19 protein-coding genes are annotated in these 19,628 nt (G+C 66.0%); 11 read left to right on the top strand and 8 right to left on the bottom strand.

Annotated elements, in window-relative coordinates; genetic code table 11:
- Nucleotides 1-56: 56 nt before the first annotated feature.
- Nucleotides 57-2,339 (bottom strand): ATP-dependent Clp protease ATP-binding subunit ClpA, encoded by a 2,283-nt coding sequence (gene clpA / locus AC1DKR_RS00165; RefSeq protein WP_032974818.1) that lies wholly within the window; start codon nucleotides 2,337-2,339, stop codon nucleotides 57-59.
- A 138-nt stretch (nucleotides 2,340-2,477) separates the two neighbouring features.
- On the opposite strand from clpA, the gene AC1DKR_RS00160 reads away from it, so the two are divergent.
- Nucleotides 2,478-3,290: an APH(6) family putative aminoglycoside O-phosphotransferase gene (locus AC1DKR_RS00160; protein WP_478030182.1), complete on the top strand. Its 813-nt coding sequence runs from the start codon at nucleotides 2,478-2,480 to the stop codon at nucleotides 3,288-3,290.
- Between the two features lie 46 nt (nucleotides 3,291-3,336).
- Here AC1DKR_RS00160 and clpS read toward each other — a convergent pair whose 3' ends face one another.
- On the bottom strand, nucleotides 3,337-3,663 hold the full coding sequence (gene clpS / locus AC1DKR_RS00155; protein ID WP_025879127.1) for an ATP-dependent Clp protease adapter ClpS: 327 nt from the start codon (nucleotides 3,661-3,663) through the stop codon (nucleotides 3,337-3,339).
- Nucleotides 3,664-3,776: 113 nt separating this feature from the next.
- Between clpS and AC1DKR_RS00150 the strand changes: the two genes are divergently transcribed.
- The 8 genes from AC1DKR_RS00150 to AC1DKR_RS00115 all read left to right on the top strand — a co-directional run bounded on the left by AC1DKR_RS00150 (nucleotide 3,777) and on the right by AC1DKR_RS00115 (nucleotide 9,412).
- Nucleotides 3,777-4,265 carry a hypothetical protein gene (locus AC1DKR_RS00150; protein WP_230112093.1) on the top strand — a complete coding sequence of 163 codons (489 nt, stop codon included), beginning with the start codon at nucleotides 3,777-3,779 and terminating at the stop codon, nucleotides 4,263-4,265.
- A 1-nt stretch (nucleotide 4,266) separates the two neighbouring features.
- A complete protein-coding gene (locus tag AC1DKR_RS00145; protein WP_032974820.1) occupies nucleotides 4,267-4,728 on the top strand; it encodes an NUDIX hydrolase in 462 nt (153 codons plus the stop codon).
- On the top strand, nucleotides 4,725-5,867 hold the full coding sequence (gene mnmA, locus AC1DKR_RS00140) for a tRNA 2-thiouridine(34) synthase MnmA (RefSeq protein ID WP_025879124.1): 1,143 nt from the start codon (nucleotides 4,725-4,727) through the stop codon (nucleotides 5,865-5,867). The genes AC1DKR_RS00145 and mnmA overlap by 4 nt, the downstream gene beginning before the upstream one ends.
- Complete coding sequence (gene hflD / locus AC1DKR_RS00135; RefSeq protein WP_176020744.1) at nucleotides 5,864-6,478, top strand: high frequency lysogenization protein HflD; 615 nt, start codon at nucleotides 5,864-5,866, stop codon at nucleotides 6,476-6,478. Before mnmA ends, hflD begins: the two co-directional genes overlap by 4 nt.
- Before the next feature lie 164 nt (nucleotides 6,479-6,642).
- On the top strand, nucleotides 6,643-7,833 hold the full coding sequence (locus AC1DKR_RS00130; protein WP_025879122.1) for a methyl-accepting chemotaxis protein: 1,191 nt from the start codon (nucleotides 6,643-6,645) through the stop codon (nucleotides 7,831-7,833).
- A 98-nt stretch (nucleotides 7,834-7,931) separates the two neighbouring features.
- Nucleotides 7,932-8,147 (top strand): hypothetical protein, encoded by a 216-nt coding sequence (locus AC1DKR_RS00125; RefSeq protein ID WP_230112099.1) that lies wholly within the window; start codon nucleotides 7,932-7,934, stop codon nucleotides 8,145-8,147.
- Between the two features lie 161 nt (nucleotides 8,148-8,308).
- Entirely contained in the window at nucleotides 8,309-8,773 is a 465-nt protein-coding gene (locus AC1DKR_RS00120) for a hypothetical protein (RefSeq protein WP_394198514.1), read from the top strand.
- A 111-nt stretch (nucleotides 8,774-8,884) separates the two neighbouring features.
- A complete protein-coding gene (locus AC1DKR_RS00115) occupies nucleotides 8,885-9,412 on the top strand; it encodes a hypothetical protein (protein WP_394198512.1) in 528 nt (175 codons plus the stop codon).
- A 24-nt stretch (nucleotides 9,413-9,436) separates the two neighbouring features.
- On the opposite strand, the gene AC1DKR_RS00110 is transcribed toward AC1DKR_RS00115, so the two are convergent.
- Both AC1DKR_RS00110 and AC1DKR_RS00105 read right to left on the bottom strand, forming a co-directional pair.
- A complete protein-coding gene (locus AC1DKR_RS00110; RefSeq protein WP_394198510.1) occupies nucleotides 9,437-9,880 on the bottom strand; it encodes a hypothetical protein in 444 nt (147 codons plus the stop codon).
- Nucleotides 9,881-10,004: 124 nt separating this feature from the next.
- Nucleotides 10,005-12,764 (bottom strand): bifunctional diguanylate cyclase/phosphodiesterase, encoded by a 2,760-nt coding sequence (locus tag AC1DKR_RS00105; protein ID WP_478030176.1) that lies wholly within the window; start codon nucleotides 12,762-12,764, stop codon nucleotides 10,005-10,007.
- A gap of 143 nt (nucleotides 12,765-12,907) precedes the next feature.
- Between AC1DKR_RS00105 and AC1DKR_RS00100 the strand changes: the two genes are divergently transcribed.
- Both AC1DKR_RS00100 and AC1DKR_RS00095 read left to right on the top strand, forming a co-directional pair.
- Entirely contained in the window at nucleotides 12,908-15,010 is a 2,103-nt protein-coding gene (locus tag AC1DKR_RS00100) for a sensor histidine kinase (protein ID WP_428704403.1), read from the top strand.
- A 4-nt stretch (nucleotides 15,011-15,014) separates the two neighbouring features.
- A complete protein-coding gene (locus tag AC1DKR_RS00095; protein ID WP_088099874.1) occupies nucleotides 15,015-16,790 on the top strand; it encodes an EAL domain-containing protein in 1,776 nt (591 codons plus the stop codon).
- 88 nt (nucleotides 16,791-16,878) lie between these two features.
- Here the strand turns inward: AC1DKR_RS00095 and AC1DKR_RS00090 are convergent, their stop codons facing one another.
- The 4 genes from AC1DKR_RS00090 to flgA form a co-directional block, all read right to left on the bottom strand.
- The gene (locus tag AC1DKR_RS00090; RefSeq protein WP_025879115.1) at nucleotides 16,879-18,096 is read right to left on the bottom strand and encodes an ATP-binding protein; all 1,218 of its coding nucleotides are present in this window, start codon (nucleotides 18,094-18,096) and stop codon (nucleotides 16,879-16,881) included.
- 92 nt (nucleotides 18,097-18,188) lie between these two features.
- On the bottom strand, nucleotides 18,189-18,527 hold the full coding sequence (locus AC1DKR_RS00085) for a flagella protein (protein ID WP_025879114.1): 339 nt from the start codon (nucleotides 18,525-18,527) through the stop codon (nucleotides 18,189-18,191).
- Complete coding sequence (gene flgM / locus AC1DKR_RS00080; protein WP_025879113.1) at nucleotides 18,524-18,829, bottom strand: flagellar biosynthesis anti-sigma factor FlgM; 306 nt, start codon at nucleotides 18,827-18,829, stop codon at nucleotides 18,524-18,526. Before flgM ends, AC1DKR_RS00085 begins: the two co-directional genes overlap by 4 nt.
- A gap of 75 nt (nucleotides 18,830-18,904) precedes the next feature.
- Entirely contained in the window at nucleotides 18,905-19,561 is a 657-nt protein-coding gene (gene flgA, locus AC1DKR_RS00075) for a flagellar basal body P-ring formation chaperone FlgA (protein WP_033831051.1), read from the bottom strand.
- Nucleotides 19,562-19,628 lie beyond the last annotated feature (67 nt).

The raw sequence follows: 19,628 nt of genomic DNA, 5'->3' as shown, positions 1-19,628 counted from the left end.
GGCGGCCTGAGCCGCCCTGTCGTTGCTTCCGTCGCCGGGCAATGCCCGACAGGCGCTTACTCAACCGTGGCCGGCAACAGCCGCTCAGGCTCGGCCTGCGCCTCGACAACCAGCTCGTCGTTGCGCACGTCGATGCTGACCTTGCCGCCGTTGACCAGCTTGCCGAACAGCAGTTCGTCGGCCAGCGGGCGCTTCACCTTGTCCTGCAGCACCCGCGCCATCGGGCGGGCACCCATCAGCGGGTCGAAACCGTGGTGGGCCAGCCAGTCGCGCGCAGTCGGCGTGGCCGACAGGCTGACGTGCTTCTCCTGCAGCAGCATCTCCAGCTCGATCAGGAACTTGTCCACCACGCGCAGGATGTGTTCGAAGCCCAGCGGCTGGAACTGCACCACCGCATCGAGGCGGTTGCGGAATTCCGGGGTAAACGCACGGCGGATGGTCTCCATCGCATCGGTGGCGTGGTCCTGCTTGGTGAAACCGATCGAGCGCCGCGAGGCCTGCGCCGCGCCGGCATTGGTGGTCATCACCAGCACCACGTTCTTGAAGTTGGCTTCGCGACCATTGGTGTCGGTCAGCACGCCGCGGTCCATCACCTGCAACAGGATGTTGAAGATGTCCGGGTGCGCCTTCTCGATTTCATCCAGCAGCAGCACGCAGTGCGGCGTCTTGACGATCTTCTCGGTCAGCAGGCCACCCTGGTCGAAGCCGACGTAGCCCGGAGGGGCACCGATCAGGCGGCTGATCGAATGCGGCTCCATGTATTCGGACATGTCGAATCGGACCAGCTCGATGCCCAGCTGCAGCGCCAGTTGCTTGGTCACCTCGGTCTTGCCGACACCGGTGGGGCCGGCGAACAGGAAGTTGCCGATCGGCTTTTCCGGATTGCCCAGGCCCGAGCGTGCCAGCTTGATGGCCGACGCCAGGGTGCCGATGGCAGGATCCTGGCCGAAGATCACCATCTTCAGGTTGCGCTCCAGGTGCTGCAGCACATCCTTGTCGGTGGCACTGACCTGCTTGGCCGGGATGCGCGCCATCTTGGCGACGATGGCCTCGACCTCCTCGACGTCGATCAGCTCCTTGCGCTGGCCTTCCGGCATCAGGCGCTGGCGGGCACCGGCCTCATCGATCACGTCGATGGCCTTGTCCGGCAGCAGGCGGTCGGCGATGTGCTTGACCGACAGGTCGACAGCAGCCTGCAGCGCCTCGTCGGCATAGGTGACGCCGTGGTGGGCTTCGTACTTGGACTTCAGGCCCTGCAGGATCTCGTAGGTTTCGCCCACGGTCGGCTCGACGATGTCGATCTTCTGGAAGCGACGGGCCAGCGCCCGGTCCTTCTCGAAGATGCCGCGGTATTCCTGGAACGTGGTCGAGCCGATGCAGCGCAGCTCGCCCGACGCCAGGGCCGGCTTGATCAGGTTGGAGGCGTCCATGGTGCCGCCCGACGCCGAGCCGGCGCCGATGATGGTGTGGATCTCGTCGATGAACAGCACCGCATTGGGCACCTTCTTCAACGCGGTCAGCACACCCTTCAGGCGCTTTTCGAAGTCGCCGCGGTACTTGGTACCGGCCACCAGCGCGCCGAGGTCGAGCGAATAGATGACCGCATCGGCCAGCACGTCCGGCACCGAGCCTTCCACGATGCGTCGGGCCAGGCCCTCGGCAATCGCGGTCTTGCCGACGCCGGCCTCGCCCACGTACAGCGGGTTGTTCTTGCGGCGGCGGCACAGGACCTGGATGGTGCGCTCGATCTCGTCGGCACGGCCGACCAGCGGGTCGATGCGACCGGCACGGGCCTGCTCGTTGAGGTTGCTGGCGAACTCGGTCAGGGCATCGCCCTTGGGCTCGCCCTCGCCCCCTTCCATGCGGCCCTCCCCCTCGGACGAGGACGGCTGCTCGCCCTCCTCGCCCAGCTTGGCGATGCCGTGGGACAGGTAATTGACCACATCCAGCCGGGTTACATCCTGCTGATTGAGGTAGTAGACGGCGTGGGAGTCCTTTTCGCCGAAGATGGCGACCAGCACGTTGGCACCGGTGACCTCCTTCTTGCCGGAGGACTGCACGTGGTACACGGCCCGCTGCAGCACACGCTGGAAGCCCAGGGTCGGCTGGGTATCGCGGCCGTCATCTTCGGCCAGGCGGGACACGGAGGCCTCGATGGCCTGCTCCAGCTCCTGGCGCAGGCGGTCGGCATCGGCACCGCAGGCTTTCAGTACGGCCTGGGCGGACGGGTTGTCGAGCAGTGCCAACAGCAGGTGTTCGACCGTCATGAACTCATGTCGGGCCTCACGGGCGCGCTTGTAGCACTGGCCGATGGTGTGTTCGAGGTCTTTGCTGAACATGGATTACTCCGGCGGCAGTTGGGGACAATATGCGGCCTGACTACGCGATTTCCATCACCCTAGCGGATTGCGACGTTCAGATGGCGTTAGCGCTACGAACCGCTTGATCATCGTTCACTCCAGGACAGCACACTCACCATGAGCGAACCCTACCTGAGCCGCTGGCGATTGCGACGTGATGGTCCTTCGATCCGTACCCCCCATGCCCGGCTCTGGCCGGTACTGACCGCCTCTGGCGAGGCGGCCATGTTGAAGGTGAGCACGGAGACAGAGGAACAGAACGGCCATCGCCTGCTGCGCTGGTGGAACGGCGACGGTGCCGCACGCCTGCTGGCCCACGAGGGGCCGGCGATCCTGATCGAACGGGCGCGCGGCGATTCGCTGCGGCAACGCTCGATCAAGGGCGAGGACGACACCTGCACCATCATCCTGTGTCAGGTCCTGCAGCAGCTGCACCGGCCACGGAGCGCACCGCCAGAAGACCTGGTCTGCCTGGGTAGATGGTTCGCAGATCTGCTGCAACCAAGGGCATCGCTGCCGCCATTGCTGGAACAGTGCAGATTGCTGGCGATGGCACTGCTGGAGAACGAGCAGGAGATACGGCCCCTGCATGGCGACCTGCACCACGACAACGTGCTGGATTTCGGCGCGCGGGGTTGGCTGGCGATCGACCCGAAGCGGCTGCTGGGTGACCGTGCGTTCGACTACACCACAATGTTCAGCAACCCGGACCTGTGCGGGCCGGGCATCCATGTAGCAACGCGGCCCGAGCGCTTCCATGCCCGGGTGGAACAGGTCTGCCGGCTGGCCGATCTCGAACGCGCGCGGCTGCTGCGCTGGGTCGCGGCCAGTGCCGGCCTGTCAGCGGTGTGGTTCCGGGATGATGGCGACCCGGCCGACATCGATGAGGCGGTGGCCGTGATGGCCCTGCAGGCGCTGGCGGAGTCGTGAATCGAACCTGGCAGGTGCCCACCCTGGTGGGCACGCCGCGCCAGGATCAGGCCTTTTCCATCGTGCACAGCAGCGGGTGCTGGTTCATCCGCGCGTACTCGTTGACCTGGGCCACCTTGGTTTCGGCCACTTCGCGGGTGAACACACCGCAGACGCCACGGCCACGGGTGTGGACATGCAGCATCACCTGGGTGGCCTTGTCCAGGTCCATGTTGAAGAACTGCTGCAGGACATCCACGACGAAATCCATCGGGGAGTAGTCGTCATTGAGCAGCATGACCTGGTAGAACGGCGGCGGCGCCACTTCCGGGCGCGCGGGCTCCACGGCAACGCCGTGCTCGTGGTGGGAATCGGGGGCGGATTCGCGAGGCATCTGCCCATTATAAGGGGTGCGACGGCCCTGCGTCGGCCCGCTGCAGAATGGACGGCACGGACGCCCGCCGTCACAATTGCACCTTCCCACATTCTTGGTTTCACAGGATCTTCATGAAAAGGACCCTTCTCCCCGCCCTGCTGATCGCCCTGGCTGCTGCCGGCACCGCTGGCGCCGCAACGACCGCTGACAGTTCGAAGGCCGACAAGGCTATCGCCCGCCAGCTGGAAAAGCTGGGCTACACCTTCGAGGTGGACGAAGACGGCGATTACCAGATGGTGTTCGACGTCGAAGGCGATCGCACCCAGATCGTCTATGTGCGCTCGTCGGTGGAAGACTTCGGCACCCACAACATCCGTGAGATCTGGTCGCCGGGTTACACCTCGCAGACCAAGCAGTTCCCGGTGGCCGTGGCCAACCGCCTGCTGGAAGACTCGCAGGACGCCAAGATGGGTGGCTGGGTGAAGCAGGAATCGACCGCGATGTTCGTGGTGAAGATCGACGCCGCCGCTACCTCCGACCAGCTCAGTGACGCCATCGATGCGGCCATCCGCACCGCCGATGCAATGGAGCTGGAGCTGACCAAGAAGGACGACCTCTGAGTTGAACAGCTCGCCGGACCCGCGCTGGGCACCGCATGCAACCGTCGCCACCGTGGTGGTCGACGGCGGCAGGGTGCTGCTGGTGGAAGAAACCATCGAGGGCCGGCAGGTGCTGAACCAGCCGGCCGGGCACCTGGAGCCGGGCGAAAGCCTGGCCGAGGCCGCCCTGCGCGAGACCGTCGAGGAAACCGGCTGGACGGTGGAACTGACCGCCTTCATCGGCTGTTACCAGTGGACCGCCGGTGACGGCACCCCGTTCCTGCGCTTCTGTTATGCCGCGCGCCCGGTCTCGCACGACCCGGCGCGGCCACTGGATGCCGGCATTGATCGGGCGCTGTGGATGACCCCGGCCGAACTGCAGGCCGCTGCCGGACGCCAGCGCAGCCCGCTGGTCTGGCAGGTGCTGGCGGACTACCTGGCCGGCCAGCGCTACCCGCTTGCACTGGTCCGGGAGGTCGCATGAGCAGCCCACGGGTGATGGTTGGCGTTTCTGGCGGCGTGGATTCTTCCGTGGCTGCCTGGCGGCTGGTGCAGCAGGGCGAGGCCGTGGCTGGTCTGTTCATGCAGAACTGGGCCGACGATGGCAGCGGTGACTGCCGCGCCGAGGACGATCGCCGCGATGCGGTGGCGGTCTGTGGACTGCTGGGCATTCCGTTCCATTTCCGCGATTTCTCCAACGAGTACTGGCAGGGGGTGTTCGAACACTTCCTGGCCGAGTACGCCGCTGGCCGCACGCCGAACCCGGACGTGCTGTGCAACCGCGAAGTGAAGTTCAAGCACTTCCTTGATGCGGCCCGCGAACTGGGCGCCGAGCGGATCGCCACCGGCCATTACGCGCGCATTGCCCAGCGCGGCCATCAGTGGCTGCTGCTGCGTGGCGCCGACCGTTCCAAGGACCAGAGCTACTTCCTGCACCAGCTGGGGCAGGAGCAGCTGGCGGCTACCCTGTTCCCGATTGGTGACCTTGAAAAGAGCGACCTGCGCCGGATCGCCCGCGACGTCAGCCTGCCGACCCACGCCAAGAAGGATTCCACCGGCATCTGCTTCATCGGCGAGCGCGATTTCCGTGAGTTCCTTGGACGCTACCTGCCGGCCAAGGCCGGGCAGATCCTCGATCCCAGCGATGGCAGCGTGATCGCCGAACATCCGGGCGTCTTCTATTTCACCCTGGGCCAGCGCGAAGGCCTGAACATCGGCGGCGTGCGCGGCCGCCCTGCCGCGCCCTGGTATGTGGTCGGCAAGGACGTGGCCAGCAACGTGCTGTACGTGGACCAGGACCGTGACAGCCCGTGGATGCTGTCCAACAGGCTGCGCTCGGAGACCGCGCACTGGATTGCCGGCGCACCACCGGCACGGCGTTTTGAATGCACCGCGCAGACCCGCTACCGCCAGCCCGATGAGCCGTGCACGGTGGATGTGCTGGACGATGGCAGCGTACAGGTCACCTTCGCCCGGCCGCAGCGTGCAGTCACCCCCGGGCAATCCCTGGTGCTGTATGACGGTGAGGTCTGCCTGGGTGGCGCGGTGATCGCCGCCACCGACGCGCCGCTGGAACAGCGCCTGCGCACCACCCCTTCTCCTTTTGAGGTAATCGCTGCATGAGTTTCACTGTCGACGACCGCGTTCTGGCTTTGGCCGGCATTGCCCAGGCCCTGCAGCAGGTACGCCGTATCGCCGATACCGGCCACTCCGACGCCGCTGCCGTGCGCACTGCCGTGGACAGTGTGTTCCGCATCGATGCGTCCTCGCCGCAGGCGGTATTTGGCGATCGGCATGCACTGAAGTCCGGCCTCCGCCTGCTGCACAACCATTTCCGCAACCAGGGCCAGGACCCGATCCTGCCCAAGCTGGCCCTGTCGGTACTGCAGCTGGAGCGCCGCTTCGTGCAGGACGGGGCCACCGTAAACAAGGTCGCCTCGGGCATCGAGCGCGCGCAGCGCCAGGCCACCGAGCTGGGTGACAGCGGCCACCCCGATGTGCTGGCCGCGCTGGGCGGCCTGTATGCAGATACCATCAGCCACCTCAAGCCGCGGGTCATGGTGCAGGGCAACCCGCATTACCTGGGCCAGGCCGGCGTGGTGGCCGAGATCCGCGCGCTGCTTCTGGCCGCCGTGCGTGCCGCTGTGCTGTGGCGGCAGCTGGGTGGCAGCTACTGGGACTTCCTGCTCAGCCGCAAGGCCATGGTCGAGGCCGTGGACCGGCAGCTGGCCTGAGGCCATGGGGTCGGATCCCTTTCCGGCACGGAAAGGGCTCTGACCCCGAACAGCCCGGCAGCGCCGGAAAACCGGCGCATTCAGAATGCATTTCGAAGCACATCGACGTTAAAGAGAAAGGGGGTACGGCCGATACATCCTCCGTGCACCTCCCGAGAACGTCCATGTACTCACGCATTTTCATCCGTCTGGCCGCCCCCCTGGCTCTGACCCTGCTGCTCCCCTTCGCCATCGGTTTCGAATGGCCGGTCGCCCTGCGTTGGGCGATCCTGACCACGATGACGCTGAGCTGGCTCGGCTTTGCGTGGTGGACCGCCCGCGCCCAGGCGCACCGTTCCCCGGAACATGCCCGTGTCCTGCGTGAGCAGGACCAGCTGCTGACCGAACTGCGCAACTTCGTCGGCAACGAGATCGACGGTTCGCGTGGTGAAGTGGAACGCGCCCGCGACCTGATCCGCCAGGCCGTCTCCAGCCTCGGCGGCAGCTTCGATGCCATGAACCGCAAGTCGCGCCAGCAGAGCCAGGCCCTGTCACGCATCGTCGACCGCGCCGGTGACGAAGGCGGCGCCGGCCTCGACGTTGCCCGCTTCGCCCAGCACGCCAGCCACCGCATGGAACAGCTGGTGGAAGCGCTGGAGCAGGTCAGCGGCCAGAGCAGCACCACCGTGCAGCACATCGACCAGATGGCGCAGCACCTGGATGGCATCTTCGCGCTGCTGGAAGACGTCAAGTCGATTGCCGACCAGACCAACCTGTTGGCCCTGAACGCCGCCATCGAAGCAGCGCGTGCCGGTGAAGCCGGTCGTGGTTTCGCGGTGGTTGCCGACGAAGTGCGCAACCTGTCCGAGCGTTCGACCACGTTCAACGAGCAGATCCGCAAGCTGGCGCACAGCTCCAAGGATGCCATCGCCAAGGTCCGCGAGACGGTTTCGCACATGGCCTCGCGCGATATGGACCGCTCCCGTGAAGCGCGTCAGGAAGCGGCGGCGATGCTGGACAACGTGGCGCAGATCAACGCTTCGCTGGGTGACGGCATGCGCGAAGTGTCCGACTGCGCGCGCTCGATCGATGGCAGCGTGGCCGAAGCCGTGCGCGCCCTGCAGTTCGAGGACATCGCCACACAGGCCCTGGGCGGCGTGCATACCCACCTGGACCGCCTGACCGCGATCAACCGCGAAGCGGTGGCCCTGCAGGAACTGCTGCACCGCAACGGCGGCGTGTTCGACGAAGAAATCGCCTCTGCCCTGCAGCGCACCGGCAACCGCCTGCGCGAACTGCGCAGCGAATGGGAGCGTCCGCCGCACAAGCCGGTTGCCCAGCAGAGCATGGGCGCCGGTACGGTCGAGCTGTTCTGATCCTGATGTCCGCTGCCTCTTCCGGCAGCGTGCAAGGCCCCGGTTCTGCCGGGGCCTTTGCGTGTGACCCGCCTTTGGATGCATCCTGCAAGCGCACCATGACCCTGATCCGCGCCCTGTCCCCGATCAACGAGAACGAGCGTCCGCGCAATGCGGGCGTACGTGAGCAGCTGCGGCAGCTGGAAGACGTGGCCCGCGAAGAAATACAGGAGCTGCAGCAGCTGGCCGATGCGCGCCCTGCCCCGGTTGTGGCCGGCGACGACCTGCTGGGGTTGGCGTGGGACCTGGGGCTGGATGGCAGTGCGTTGAAGTAGATCCACGCCATGCGTGGATGGCTTTCACCTGAACGACTGCAGTCTCAAATCTACTGCATCGATCGGCGCTCTCTGCCGACAGTGCTTTCAGATTTATTGCATGGCTTGAGCTGCGAAAGCGGGACAGACTCCCCGCTCCGCCCTGCTGCTCAGGATTCAAAATGGCGCTCGACCTTGGAAAGGCCCGCGAGGTCTTCGATGACTTTCTGATGATCATGGACGACCAGATTGAGTGGCTGGTCGCGCAGGCTCAAATGCATGGCATTGAACTGGATAGGAGCCCCGAAAGCTTCGACAGGCTGGAGCGCCTGCATGACTTGATGGCAGCCACGCTGTCCGAGGACGAGCGGGACTCCCTGAGGGTCATACTCGCCCGATATCTAGGGGAGACCGTCAGGCTGGCACACGGTGGAAGGTGGACCTTGCCATTGGACGACCCCAAGGACGTCCACTTCAACAGACCCGTGATCGTGGGGCACTCGACCTATCCCATGGAAGAATTCAGTCCCATCCATACGATGCGTGCCTACTCGCTTCGTGGCCGCCCGGGATTGATCAGAAGCATCGTTGCCAGCAGCGTCAATCCGCAGATCCTGGATCTAAGCGACCTGGTAGAAGAAGATTGACCCAAGTCAGTCCCGAAAGGCGTCTGACCTGCTGCACGCACTCGGGCCCACAGCGCCGCTGCCCGTCGCTCTCCCATGGCATGATGCGCCGGTCCCGTTCATGGAAGACCGATGGCCATCGCCTTGATTACTTTGCTGCTGGTCGAGGTCCTGCTGCTGGTGATGTGGGCGCCGTTTTTCTTCCGTACCGGTATCGTCCTGTTCAACCAACGCATCGCTGCTACGCCTGCAGAGCTGGCCCAGCTTTCGCTCGCTGGCCTGGAGCATGACCTGCCGACCGACACCTGGTTGCGCCTGGTATTCCATGCGCTGCCTGACGGCAGCATCGCCTTTCGCGAGAGCTTCGCCCCCAGCTTCGGCGGTCGCTACTTTCCGCTGATGCGCGGTCGGGTGGTGATTGACGCGCGGCGCCGGGAGGTGCAGGTAGTCGGGCTGTGCAGCTGGTTCGCGCTGGGCCTGACGCTGATGCTGGTGCCGATCGTTCTGATCCGGCCAGCGGCGTGGCCGATGCTGGTGGCCCTGCTGCTGTTCTACATGGGCTACTACATCCAGCTGCGACGCTATGCCAACGTGGTCGAAGCGGTGCGCGCACGGCTGCGGTCCGAGTTTCCACAGCGGCTGGTTACCGAACCGAAGTAGATCCACGCCATGCGTGGATGCGCTTCAATTGGTACTCCCTTTGGACTGTGGCGCCTCCCGGCTGTGGCGGCTGACGACACTCGATGCAATCCCGGCACCGATGGCACCGAAGCCGAATGCGATCACGTTTTTCACAGTTGATGCCAGCAGCGTCAAGTTCAACTGCCATGAGGTACCGGGCCACCACGTTGATATCTGCGCCAAGCGGTCTGTCAACTGCTCGAAACTCAGGTAGTTCACGCTTGCACTGAGCACCAGCAATATGCCAAAGGTGAATTTTACGCGGTCACTCTGGAGCCGCCGTCTGAAAAAGAGATACAGCACAAGATAGGTATTCGTCACGAACGAGACGATGCTACCAATGAAGTCAAACGAAGCAGTAACGATCATCGCATCCGGCAATTGCGCCTGAAGTTCGACGATGCCGGCCCATGTGCCGAGCCCCATGAGCACGAACAGCTCGATCATGCGCATATCGCTGGCAACATCTGGATCGTCGAGCCATTCGCCAGCGCGGCATCTGAGCGTACTCCAGCATCCGCGAGCACTACGACTGCACTTTTCTTCCGGAAGGGACTTGCTCTTCATCGCCTCAGCGCGCCAGCATCACTTCGCTGGCGGCATCGGTGCGGCCTGGGGCGAGGTGCTGCTGTCGCAGCCACTGCGCCAGGTCGCGCGGTGTGAGCGGGCGCGAGTATAGGTAGCCCTGGATCTCGTCGCAGCCCTGGCGGCGCAGCATGTCTTCTTCCTGGTGCGTTTCCACGCCCTCGGCCACCACCTTCATGCCCAGTGCGTGGCCAAGATGGACGATGGCCTGGGTCACCTCGGCGGTGCCCGAGTCATGCAGCATGCCCTGCACGAAGCTGCGGTCGATCTTCAGGCGGCCGACCGGGAAACGGTTGAGGTAGTTGAGGTTGGAGAAGCCGGTACCGAAGTCGTCCACTGCCAGCGGCACACCGTGCCGTTCCAGCACATCGAAACAGTGGCGCAGGATGTCGGTGTCACGGATCAACGCCGATTCGGTCAGCTCCAGCTCCAGCCGCTGCGGTGGCCAGCCGTGCGCGTGGCAGATCTCGATCACGCGCTCGGCAAAGCCACGATCACGCAGCTGCACCGCCGACACGTTTACGGCAATGCGCTCGAAATGCAGGCCGGCACGATCCCACGCGGCTGCCTGGCGACAGGCTTCGGACAATACCCAGTCGCCGATGCGGACGATTTCGCCGCACTTTTCGGCGATCGGAATGAACTCCGCCGGGCTGCAGTAGCCGATGCCCGGGCGATGCCAACGCAGCAACGCCTCGATAGCCGGTGGCTCGCCATGATGGGCGTGCAGCAGCGGCTGGTAGGCCAGGCTGAACTCGTCGCGCTCGATGGCGCCATGCAGCCCGTGCTCGATCTCCAGCCGGCGCTGGATCCGCGCCAGCGCGTCCTGGCTGTAGTACTGATAGGTATTGCGACCAGCTTCCTTGGCCGCGTACATCGCCGCGTCGGCAGCGCGCAGCAGTGAGTCGAAGTCGGTCTGGCTCTCGCCAAGCATGGCGATGCCCACGCTGGCGCCAACTTTCAAGGTGGTGTCGCCACGGCGCAGCGGCTCGGCCAGCGAATTGATCAGCTTGCGCGCTACATGGCCGGCATCTTCCGGCTCGGCCAGGTCGCGCAGCACCACGATGAACTCGTCACCACTGAAACGACCAAACAGGTCGTTGTTGCGCAGGTTCTGGTGCAGCCGGGTTGCGGCGGCCTTCAGCAGCGCATCGCCGGTGGCGTGGCCGAAGCTGTCGTTGATGTTCTTGAAGCCGTCCAGATCGATGAACAGCATCGCCAGCGAGGTGCCGCGATCACGCGCTTCCTCGATGGCTTCGGAGGTCTGCTCGCCCAGCAGCACCCGGTTGGGCAGTCCGGTCAGCAGGTCGTAGTGGGCAAGCAGTTCAATCCGCTCGTTCGCTTCGCGCTCGCGGGTGATGTCACGGAACAGAACCACGAAGCGCGGCGGCAAGCCATCACGACGGTCCAGTTCGATCAGTACCTGCACCCATACGCGCAACCCGGACTGGCGGTAGAAGCACAGATCCAGCTGCTCAGGCAGGCCGCCACCGGCGATCCGCCCCAACGCGCCTTCGAAGGCCGCACGCGAATCCTCGGCATACAACGCGAGCGCCTGGTCGAGGGTGATCGGTTCCTTGCGCAGGCCGTGGATGCGATAGCACTCCTCGGTCCATTGCATGTTGCGCGTCGCCACTTCGATCTCGCAACCACCGATGCGCCCCAGCGCGGACACGCGGTTGAGCAGCTCGGTACGCCAGCGGATGAGGGCATCGGTCTGATGCTGTTCGGTGATGTTCTGCACCTGCCCCAACAGGCGCTTGGGCTGCCCGTCCATGTCCAGCAACGGTTGCATCCACAACCGCAGATGCTGCGAGGGTTCGTTGCCGCGGGTCAGTTCAAGTTCCAGGTTGGCGGCGCGACCATCGCGCCACAGGCGGCGCCAGGCCGCACGCAGTGCACCACGTGAGCGCGGGTGCAGCTGCTTGAGCCAGCGTCGCTGCCCCGGGATGCTGTCCTGCCGTAGTGCCAGCAGCGAGCGCAGTTCCGGCGACCACCAGAATTGGCGGCTGTGCGGATCGAACGACCAGCTGCCCATGCTGGCGATGCGCTGGGCTTCGCGCAGATGCAGCTGTTGCTCCTGCAGCATGGCTTCCAGCTGCTTCTGCTGCTCGATGTCGGTATGGGTGCCGACCATGCGCAGCGGCTGGCCATCGGCGGTACGGGCCACCACCCGGCCGCGGTCCAGCACCCATCGCCACTGGCCATCGGCCTGGCGGAAGCGGAACTGGGCGCTGTACTGCTCACTGTCGCCGTGCAGGTGTTCATCCAGCGCGGCGCGCACCTGGGTGATGTCGTCGGCGTGCACGCGCGCCAGGATCTGGGTGGCCGTTTCCTCACCCAGCGCGGGCGTGCGCGCCACCCGGTCGCTGGGGATGTCCCAGTCCCACAGGCTGTGGCCGGCGCTGTCCAGTGCAAGTTCCCAGCGACCGCCGCCATCAACCGGAACCGGCTCGGGCACGCTGAGGGTAAAGGCGAGCAGGTTGCCGCTGCCGTCATGCACGGCACGCAGGTGGCCATCGTAGTGACCACGTGGGCCGCCCGGCAGCGTGCAGGCGACGATGCCACCGTCGGCCGCCAGCAGGCGCAGGTCTTCCAGCATTGGCGCGTACGCGGCCACCGTGGCCGGCAGGCCATGCTCGCGCGCAGCCGGATTGGCCGCGAGCGGGCGCCCGCTGCGGTCGACGATGACCAGCGCCGAGGCGAGCGGATGCTGCAGCAGGCTGGCGATGATCCCTTGGTCCACGCGATCTTGCTCCGGATGAAACGCCCGACAGCGGGGCACGCAGTGGTTAACGGCGCCTGCGGCGGATAATTGAGTGGCCAGGGCACACCTGCGCGGTAAGATGGCCCGCACCCCTTCTTCCCTGCCGCCTCCCTGCCCTGTCCATGCCCGTAGAACCGACCGGCACCGCCCCTGTTCCCGACCCGCGGATGGCGCAGGCGCTGGGCCGCGACCGTCGTCGCGTGGTGCTGAGCTACCTGGCGATGGCGCTGGCCTGGATGATCGCCACCGACGGCGCGGTGACGGCACTCGTACCCGACCCACAGCAGGCGGCACTCTGGCAGAGCATGAAGGGCGCATTTTTCGCCCTTGCCAGTGCTGGCCTGCTGTACCTGCTGCTGCGGCCGCTGGCCGAGCACGTGCTGCACACCCATGCCCGCCTGCAGGCCTCCGAGCTGCGCCTGCGGCAGATGTTCGAAGGCAACCCGGGCCCGATCCTGGTCTATGACCTGGACAATCTGACCATCCTCGATGCCAACCCGGCCGCCTGCAGCACCTTCGGCTGGGACCGTGACGAACTTCTGGCGCAGACCATCGACGTGCTCTGGCCACCTGGCCAGGACCAGGCGTTGCAGACCAAGCTGGAGGAGATCCGCGGCGCGCCCGAGCAGCTGTGCATCCTGCGCGCGCAGTTGCAGCTGCGTGATGGCAGCCTGCGGCAGATGGAACTGCGTTCGAACGCGATCGACTACGACGGGCACACTGCGCGCCTGCTGATCGCCATCGACCGCACCGCCGAAGACCTGGCCCAGCTGCGGCGCGACCAGGCATTGGCCCGCGTGGAAGAAGCCCACGAGCTGGCCCGGATCGGCGCGTGGGAGCTGGACCCGTCCACCGGCCAGGGCCGTTACTCCAACCAGGTCTATCGCCTGCTGGGCCGTCGCCCGCCCGAGGCGCGACGCTGGCATCGTTTCGACGAGCTGCTGGTGGCAGCCGATCCGGCCACGGCCGCACAGACCGATCAGGTGCTGGCCGAGCTGTGCTCGGGTGAGCAGGTGCAGGTGGACGTGCTGCTGCCGGTACTGGCAATGGATGGCCGTGCGCTGATGGTGCACCTGCGTGCCGCCAGCGGCGTGGATGAAGCCGGACGTGACCGGATACTGGGCACGTTGCAGGACGTGACCGAGCGTGAGCAGTCGCGGCGCCTGTTGCGCGAACGCGAAGAGCAGTTCCGCGAGCTGGTGCGGGTGCTGCCCGATGGCGTGGTGATCCTGTCCGACGAACATGTGCTGTATGCCAATGCGTGGGCGGCCGGCCTGTTCGGCTACGGCAGCCACACGCTGCTGGGCGAGCCGCTGTCGGCCCTGGTGGCAGGCGGCGATCTGGCCCGGATGCGCGCGCAGATGCGCGCCGGGCAGCCGCAGCACAGCCCGGGCCACAGCAGCGTGGTGGCCATGCAGCGCGCCGATGGCCGCAGCTTCCAGGCTGGCATTGCGGTGGGTGACGTGCGCTACGGCGGGCGCGACTGCAAGCTGCTGATCGTGCGCGACCTGAGTGAATCCGAACAGACCCGAAGCGCGCTGGAGACCAGCAACCGCGAGCTGCAGGCGATGGCTGGCCGCCTGTTCTCGCTGCAGGAGGACGAGCGCCGGGCGATCTCGCGCGACCTGCACGATGACATCGGCCAGGCGATCACCGCGATCAAGCTGTCGGCCTATGCGGCGCAGGACGAGGACGATGCGCAGCGGCGCGGCGAGGATCTGGCGCAGATCGTCAGCCTGGCCGATACCACCGTTGCCAAGCTGCGCGACATCTCCACCCTGCTGCGGCCGCCGCAGCTGGATGCGCTGGGCCTGGAGGCGGCGTTGAGCTGGCAGGCGCGCGTGCTGTTCCGCTCGTCCACCGTCGAGCTGCAGGCCGAGATCGAATCGCTGCCCACGCGCCCGGACAACAGCATCGAGCAGGCCTGTTTCCGCATCGCCCAGGAAAGCCTGACCAATGCACTGCGCCACGCGCGCGCCAGCCAGGTGGTGCTGCAGCTGCGCGACGTCGACCAGCGCGGGCTGCACCTGATGATCCGTGACGATGGCGAAGGGTTCGACCCCGATGGCCCACGCGGCCTGGGCCTGATCGTGATGCGCGAGCGTGCGCAGAGCGTGGGCGGCCATGTGCGGATCGAGTCGGCGCACGGCGCCGGCACCCTCGTCGATGTCCACCTTCCTTACCAGGCCGCTGTTACGGCGGCCGTCGAGTCAGCGGAATACTGAGCCCATGTGGAACCCCAACCTGCCCCCGGTCAGCATCGATGATGCACCTGATCGCCTCGGCGCCGGCAACCCCGAGCTGCAGGCGATGGTCGCCGAAGCCGCCTCCGGTGGTACCCCGCTGATGCTGATGCATGTGGACATCGACCACTTCGCCTCGGTCAACGAGAACATGAGTGCGGAGGTTGGTGACCAGGCACTGGTGCTGGTGGCCCAGCGCCTGCAGTCCTACCTGCGCGGACGCGGCATGCTGTGGCGGCATGGCAGCGATGAGTTCCTGATTGCCGTGCCGCGCACCGCCGATCTGCCCCTGGCCGAGGATTTCGCCGAAGAGATCCGCCAGCAGATGGAACTGCCGCTTTCAGTTCTCCCCTATACGCTGTTCATGACCGGCAAGCTGGGCGTGAGCCTGTGCCCGGAGCACGCCAGCAGTGCCTCACGCCTGCTCGACCATGCCGAGGACGCGCTGTACCAGGCCGCCCGCGAAGGCGGCAATGCGGTGCGCATCCATGCGGTGGACACGCCGCCGAGCGCTCACAGCGAGAGCATCATCGCGCGGCAGATCGTCGATGCGATTCCCAACGGCGAACTGAAGCTGCGTTACCAGCCGCTGGTCAGTGCCCGCGATGGCCACGTGGTGGGCATGGAGGCGCTGCTGCGCTGGCAGTCGCCGACCCTGGGCATGCTGGTGCCGGAGCGTTTCATGCGCACCGCCGAGCGACTGGGCATCATCGTGCAGATTGGTACGTGGGTGCTGGAAGGTGCGTTGAAGCAGGCCCGGCTGTGGCGCGACCAGGGCTTTGATGACTTCACCATCGCGGTGAATGTGTCCACCCTGCAGCTGCTGCGCCCGAATTTCTTTGCCGAAGTGATGGGCGTGATCCAGGCCTCCGGCGTGCCGGCACAGATGCTGACGCTGGAAATCAACGAAAGCGCGCTGACCAACAACGTCAACTTCGTCCACGAAACGCTGGCCAACCTGCGCAACGAAGGCATCAGCCTGAGCCTGGACAACTTCGGCACCGGCGATTCGAGCCTGAGTGCGCTGGTGCGCTACCCGGTGGACAAGCTGAAGATCGACCGCAGCTTCATCAAGAGCGCTCCGGCCGGCAACCGTGAAGCGGCGATCGCACGCGCGATCATTGCGATGGGTCATCAGCTGGGCATGACGGTGATCGCCAACGGCGTGGAATCGCAGGCACAACTGGGCTTCCTGCGCCGCAACGACTGCGACGTGTTCCAGGGCTACCTGTTCGGCGAACCGATGTCCGCCGATGCCGCCGGCATGACCCTGCGCCGGCGTTACCTGCGCCCGGAAGCGTTCGCCGAAACCCGCCCGGACCGCACCCTGCTGCTGCTGGACGACGAGGAGAACGTGCTGCGCTCGCTGGTGCGCCTGTTCCGCCGCGATGGGTACCGCATCCTGGCGGCAGGCAACGTGCGCGATGCGTTCGATCTGCTGGCCATCAACGACGTGCAGGTGATCCTGTCCGACCAGCGCATGAGCGACATGAGCGGCACCGAGTTCCTGGGCCGGGTGAAGATGCTGTACCCGGACACGATCCGGCTGGTGTTGTCGGGCTATACCGACCTCAACACGGTGACCGATGCGATCAACCGCGGTGCGATCTACCGGTTCCTGACCAAGCCGTGGAATGACGACGAACTGCGCAAGCACATCCACCAGGCCTTCCGCACGTACGAGGAACAGCGGCGCAGCAACGGTGGCCTGGCGGCTGTCGAGCCGGCCGACGGCGGTGAGGATCGTTCGCCGCTGCGCTGAACCCGGGTAGTGCCGGCCGCTGGCCGGCAGATGCGGGGCTTCCAGGTTCATCGGGTTGCCGGCCAGCGGCCGGCACTACCGTGCTGCTTCAGCGCGGCTGCTTGATCGGCAGCACGAGGCGGAAGCGCGAGCCGACGCCTGGGGTGCTGTCCAGATCGATGCGGCCGTGGTGCTTGTTGATGATGCTGTAGGAGATCGACAGGCCCAGGCCGGTACCGCTGCCCACCGGTTTGGTGGTGAAGAACGGATCGAAGATGCGCTGGCGCAGTTCCGGCGAAATGCCACCGCCGGTGTCTTCGAACTCGACCCACACCGTGTCGCCGTCCACGCCGGTGCGCACGGTGATCGTGCCGCGCTCGGCGATGGCATGGCCGGCGTTGAGCAGCAGGTTCATGTAGACCTGGTTCAACTCCGAGGGCAGGCATTCCACCAGCGGCAGCTGGCCGAACTCGCGCACCAGGTGCACCTTGTACTTGAGCTCGTTCCAGATGATGTTGATGGTCGATTCAAGGCCGGAATGCAGGTCGACCAGCTTCCACGACTCGTCGCGGCCGGAATAGGAGAAGTCCTTCAGGTCGCGCACGATGCGGGTGACGCGCTCGATGCCTTCGCGTGACTCGGCCATCAGCTGCGGCAGATCGCGGCTGATGAAATCGATGTCCAGGCGGTCACGGATATCGTCGATTTCCGGAATCAACGCCTTCGGGTCGGGCGCACGCAGGGCGCGTTCGTAGGCTTCGATCACCGTGAACAGGCTGCGCAGGTATTCCTGCAGGCTGCCCAGGTTGGAATGCACGTAGCCGATCGGGTTGTTGATCTCGTGCGCCACGCCGGCGGCAAGCTGGCCGATGGAGGCCATCTTCTCCGACTGCAGCAGCTTTTCCTGGGTGCCGTTCAAGCGCAGGTAGGCCTGGCGCAGTTCGGCATGGCGCTGCTGCAGTTCGCGTTCGTAGTCTTCCTGGCCTTCGATATGGCGGAACAAGGCCAGGTAGTGCCCCGAACCGGGTTCGCCATGGAAGTACAGATGGGCGATGACCACGCCCTCGCCCAGCGGCAGGCTGCCGTTCCAGTGACCGTGCTGGCGCGCATGTTCGAGCGCATCCGGCGGCAGCAGCTGGCGCAGGCGCTGTGGCGGCGGCAAGGTGCCTTCATCGCTGCCCAGCAGGCTCTGCGCGGCCGGGTTGGCCAAGGCGACCTGCCCATCTTCGGTGAACAGCAGCAAGCCCTCGCGCAGGCGCTCAAGCAGGGCCTGCAGCACCGGTTGCGGCGGAAGGGGGGCGGTAACCAGAACGTTGGCGGCAGACACGGCGGCTCGGGGCGATCAAACAGGCGCCCAATATACGCGTTCACGCGGCGGCCTACAGCCGCCATCGGGCGGTCAGCCGACCGCCGGTCCTGTCAGGCGACGGCGAGCGGCCGCCGCGCGGTGACGGTATGCGACTGGCCCTTGGCATCGTAGGCCGAGGACTCTTCGGTGCGGCCCATCTGGCGCAGTGCCCAGTTGACCTCGCGCCGGCGCCGCGACAGCAGCACACCGTTGGCGCGGTTGCGCTCGGCCAGTTCCTGCAGCTGCTCGCCCTCGCCCACCGGTGGCGCGCCTTCCAGCGCACGCAGCGCTTCCAGCTTCGCACCGGTGGCACGGATCAGGGCATGCACGTCGTGCTCGACCAGGGCCTGGCGTTCAACGTCCAGGGCCTGGGCAAGGCGCTGCAGCGGCTCGCTCATCGCCGCGGTCATCCTTGCAGCTGCTGGTCCAGTTCAAGCATGCGCGAAGCGATCGCGTCCGGATTGATCTTGTAGGTGCCGTTCTGAAGCGATTCGCGCACCGCTGCAACACGCTGGGCGTCGATCGCCGGAGCGGTGCTCAGCTCACGCTCGATGGCCTGCAGGTTGGTGGCTTCGCCGGTCAGGCGCAGGCTGTCGGCCGCCTCGACTGGACGTGCCGCCGAATCGGTGCTGACGCCGGGCTTGGCGGCCGGGGTGGTCACGCTGCGCAGTGCCTGGGGGACCTGCAGGTTGCCGTCGATTTTCTGGCTCATGGGGTGTCCTGGAGTTGCCGTACACAAGGGATAACGGCCGCAGGGCCGTGATCTTTAGGGGAATTCTGCATTATTTCAACGCGCCACGATTACGTCACCGGTCGCGTCCACCGTGCCCTGCACGATACGGCGAGAGGACAGGTTTTCCACCGAGACGCGCTCGTTCTGGCCGGCATCGCCCAGTGCGCGGCCGGCGATGCGGACCTCGACCGAACCACGCCGCGATACCAGTGCCACACTGTCTCCTCGCTTGATGAGACGCTGTGCAACCAGATCGTTGCTCGACAACAGTGTTCCTGCCGGCAACGGCCGACGGGCGATGCGGCCGATCGCTGCGGCGGGATCGGCCAGCACTGCGCCGGCAATCCGTGCCGCGTCACGCTGGGCAGTACTGATATCGGCAGCGGCGATGGATTCTCCAGTGCCGATGCCACGGGTCAGCACCAGCACGGTCTGGTTGCGGCGCACCTTCACCGGCACGAACAGGCGCCAGCCACCGGCGTCGGGACAACTCACTTCCACGGTGGTGTTTGCCGTGGGCTGCACCTGCAACGCGCCGCCGCACCGCGGAAGGCGCAGCGCATCAGCAACCACGGCCTCACCTTCAGTGCCGGCGGCCAGGGTCGACAACGCGGCAGCACGGATGCTGGCCACCGGCTGCCAGTCGGCAGCGGTTGCCCACGGCGCGGCCACGGCCATTGCAATGGCAAGGAAAGAAGCAATGCGGCGCATGGCGCCTCCTGTCGGTAAGACCTGGCCCAGACGCGTGCAAGCTGCGTGCCACAGGAACAGGGCGAAC

This window comes from Stenotrophomonas sp. 01N47 (assembly GCF_056399165.1).
This window is presented reverse-complemented; position numbering and strand designations above follow the sequence as displayed.

Coding starts and splice junctions, on each gene's coding strand:
- AC1DKR_RS00115 (WP_394198512.1), top strand. CDS start 8,885: ATGGCCATCGCCTTGATTACTTTGCTGCTGGTCGAGGTCCTGCTGCTG.
- AC1DKR_RS00110 (WP_394198510.1), bottom strand. CDS start 9,880: ATGATCGAGCTGTTCGTGCTCATGGGGCTCGGCACATGGGCCGGCATC.
- AC1DKR_RS00125 (WP_230112099.1), top strand. CDS start 7,932: ATGACCCTGATCCGCGCCCTGTCCCCGATCAACGAGAACGAGCGTCCG.
- mnmA (WP_025879124.1), top strand. CDS start 4,725: ATGAGCAGCCCACGGGTGATGGTTGGCGTTTCTGGCGGCGTGGATTCT.
- AC1DKR_RS00130 (WP_025879122.1), top strand. CDS start 6,643: ATGTACTCACGCATTTTCATCCGTCTGGCCGCCCCCCTGGCTCTGACC.
- hflD (WP_176020744.1), top strand. CDS start 5,864: ATGAGTTTCACTGTCGACGACCGCGTTCTGGCTTTGGCCGGCATTGCC.
- AC1DKR_RS00120 (WP_394198514.1), top strand. CDS start 8,309: ATGGCGCTCGACCTTGGAAAGGCCCGCGAGGTCTTCGATGACTTTCTG.
- AC1DKR_RS00150 (WP_230112093.1), top strand. CDS start 3,777: ATGAAAAGGACCCTTCTCCCCGCCCTGCTGATCGCCCTGGCTGCTGCC.
- AC1DKR_RS00095 (WP_088099874.1), top strand. CDS start 15,015: ATGTGGAACCCCAACCTGCCCCCGGTCAGCATCGATGATGCACCTGAT.
- AC1DKR_RS00085 (WP_025879114.1), bottom strand. CDS start 18,527: ATGACCGCGGCGATGAGCGAGCCGCTGCAGCGCCTTGCCCAGGCCCTG.
- AC1DKR_RS00100 (WP_428704403.1), top strand. CDS start 12,908: ATGCCCGTAGAACCGACCGGCACCGCCCCTGTTCCCGACCCGCGGATG.
- clpS (WP_025879127.1), bottom strand. CDS start 3,663: ATGCCTCGCGAATCCGCCCCCGATTCCCACCACGAGCACGGCGTTGCC.
- flgM (WP_025879113.1), bottom strand. CDS start 18,829: ATGAGCCAGAAAATCGACGGCAACCTGCAGGTCCCCCAGGCACTGCGC.
- AC1DKR_RS00160 (WP_478030182.1), top strand. CDS start 2,478: ATGAGCGAACCCTACCTGAGCCGCTGGCGATTGCGACGTGATGGTCCT.
- flgA (WP_033831051.1), bottom strand. CDS start 19,561: ATGCGCCGCATTGCTTCTTTCCTTGCCATTGCAATGGCCGTGGCCGCG.
- clpA (WP_032974818.1), bottom strand. CDS start 2,339: ATGTTCAGCAAAGACCTCGAACACACCATCGGCCAGTGCTACAAGCGC.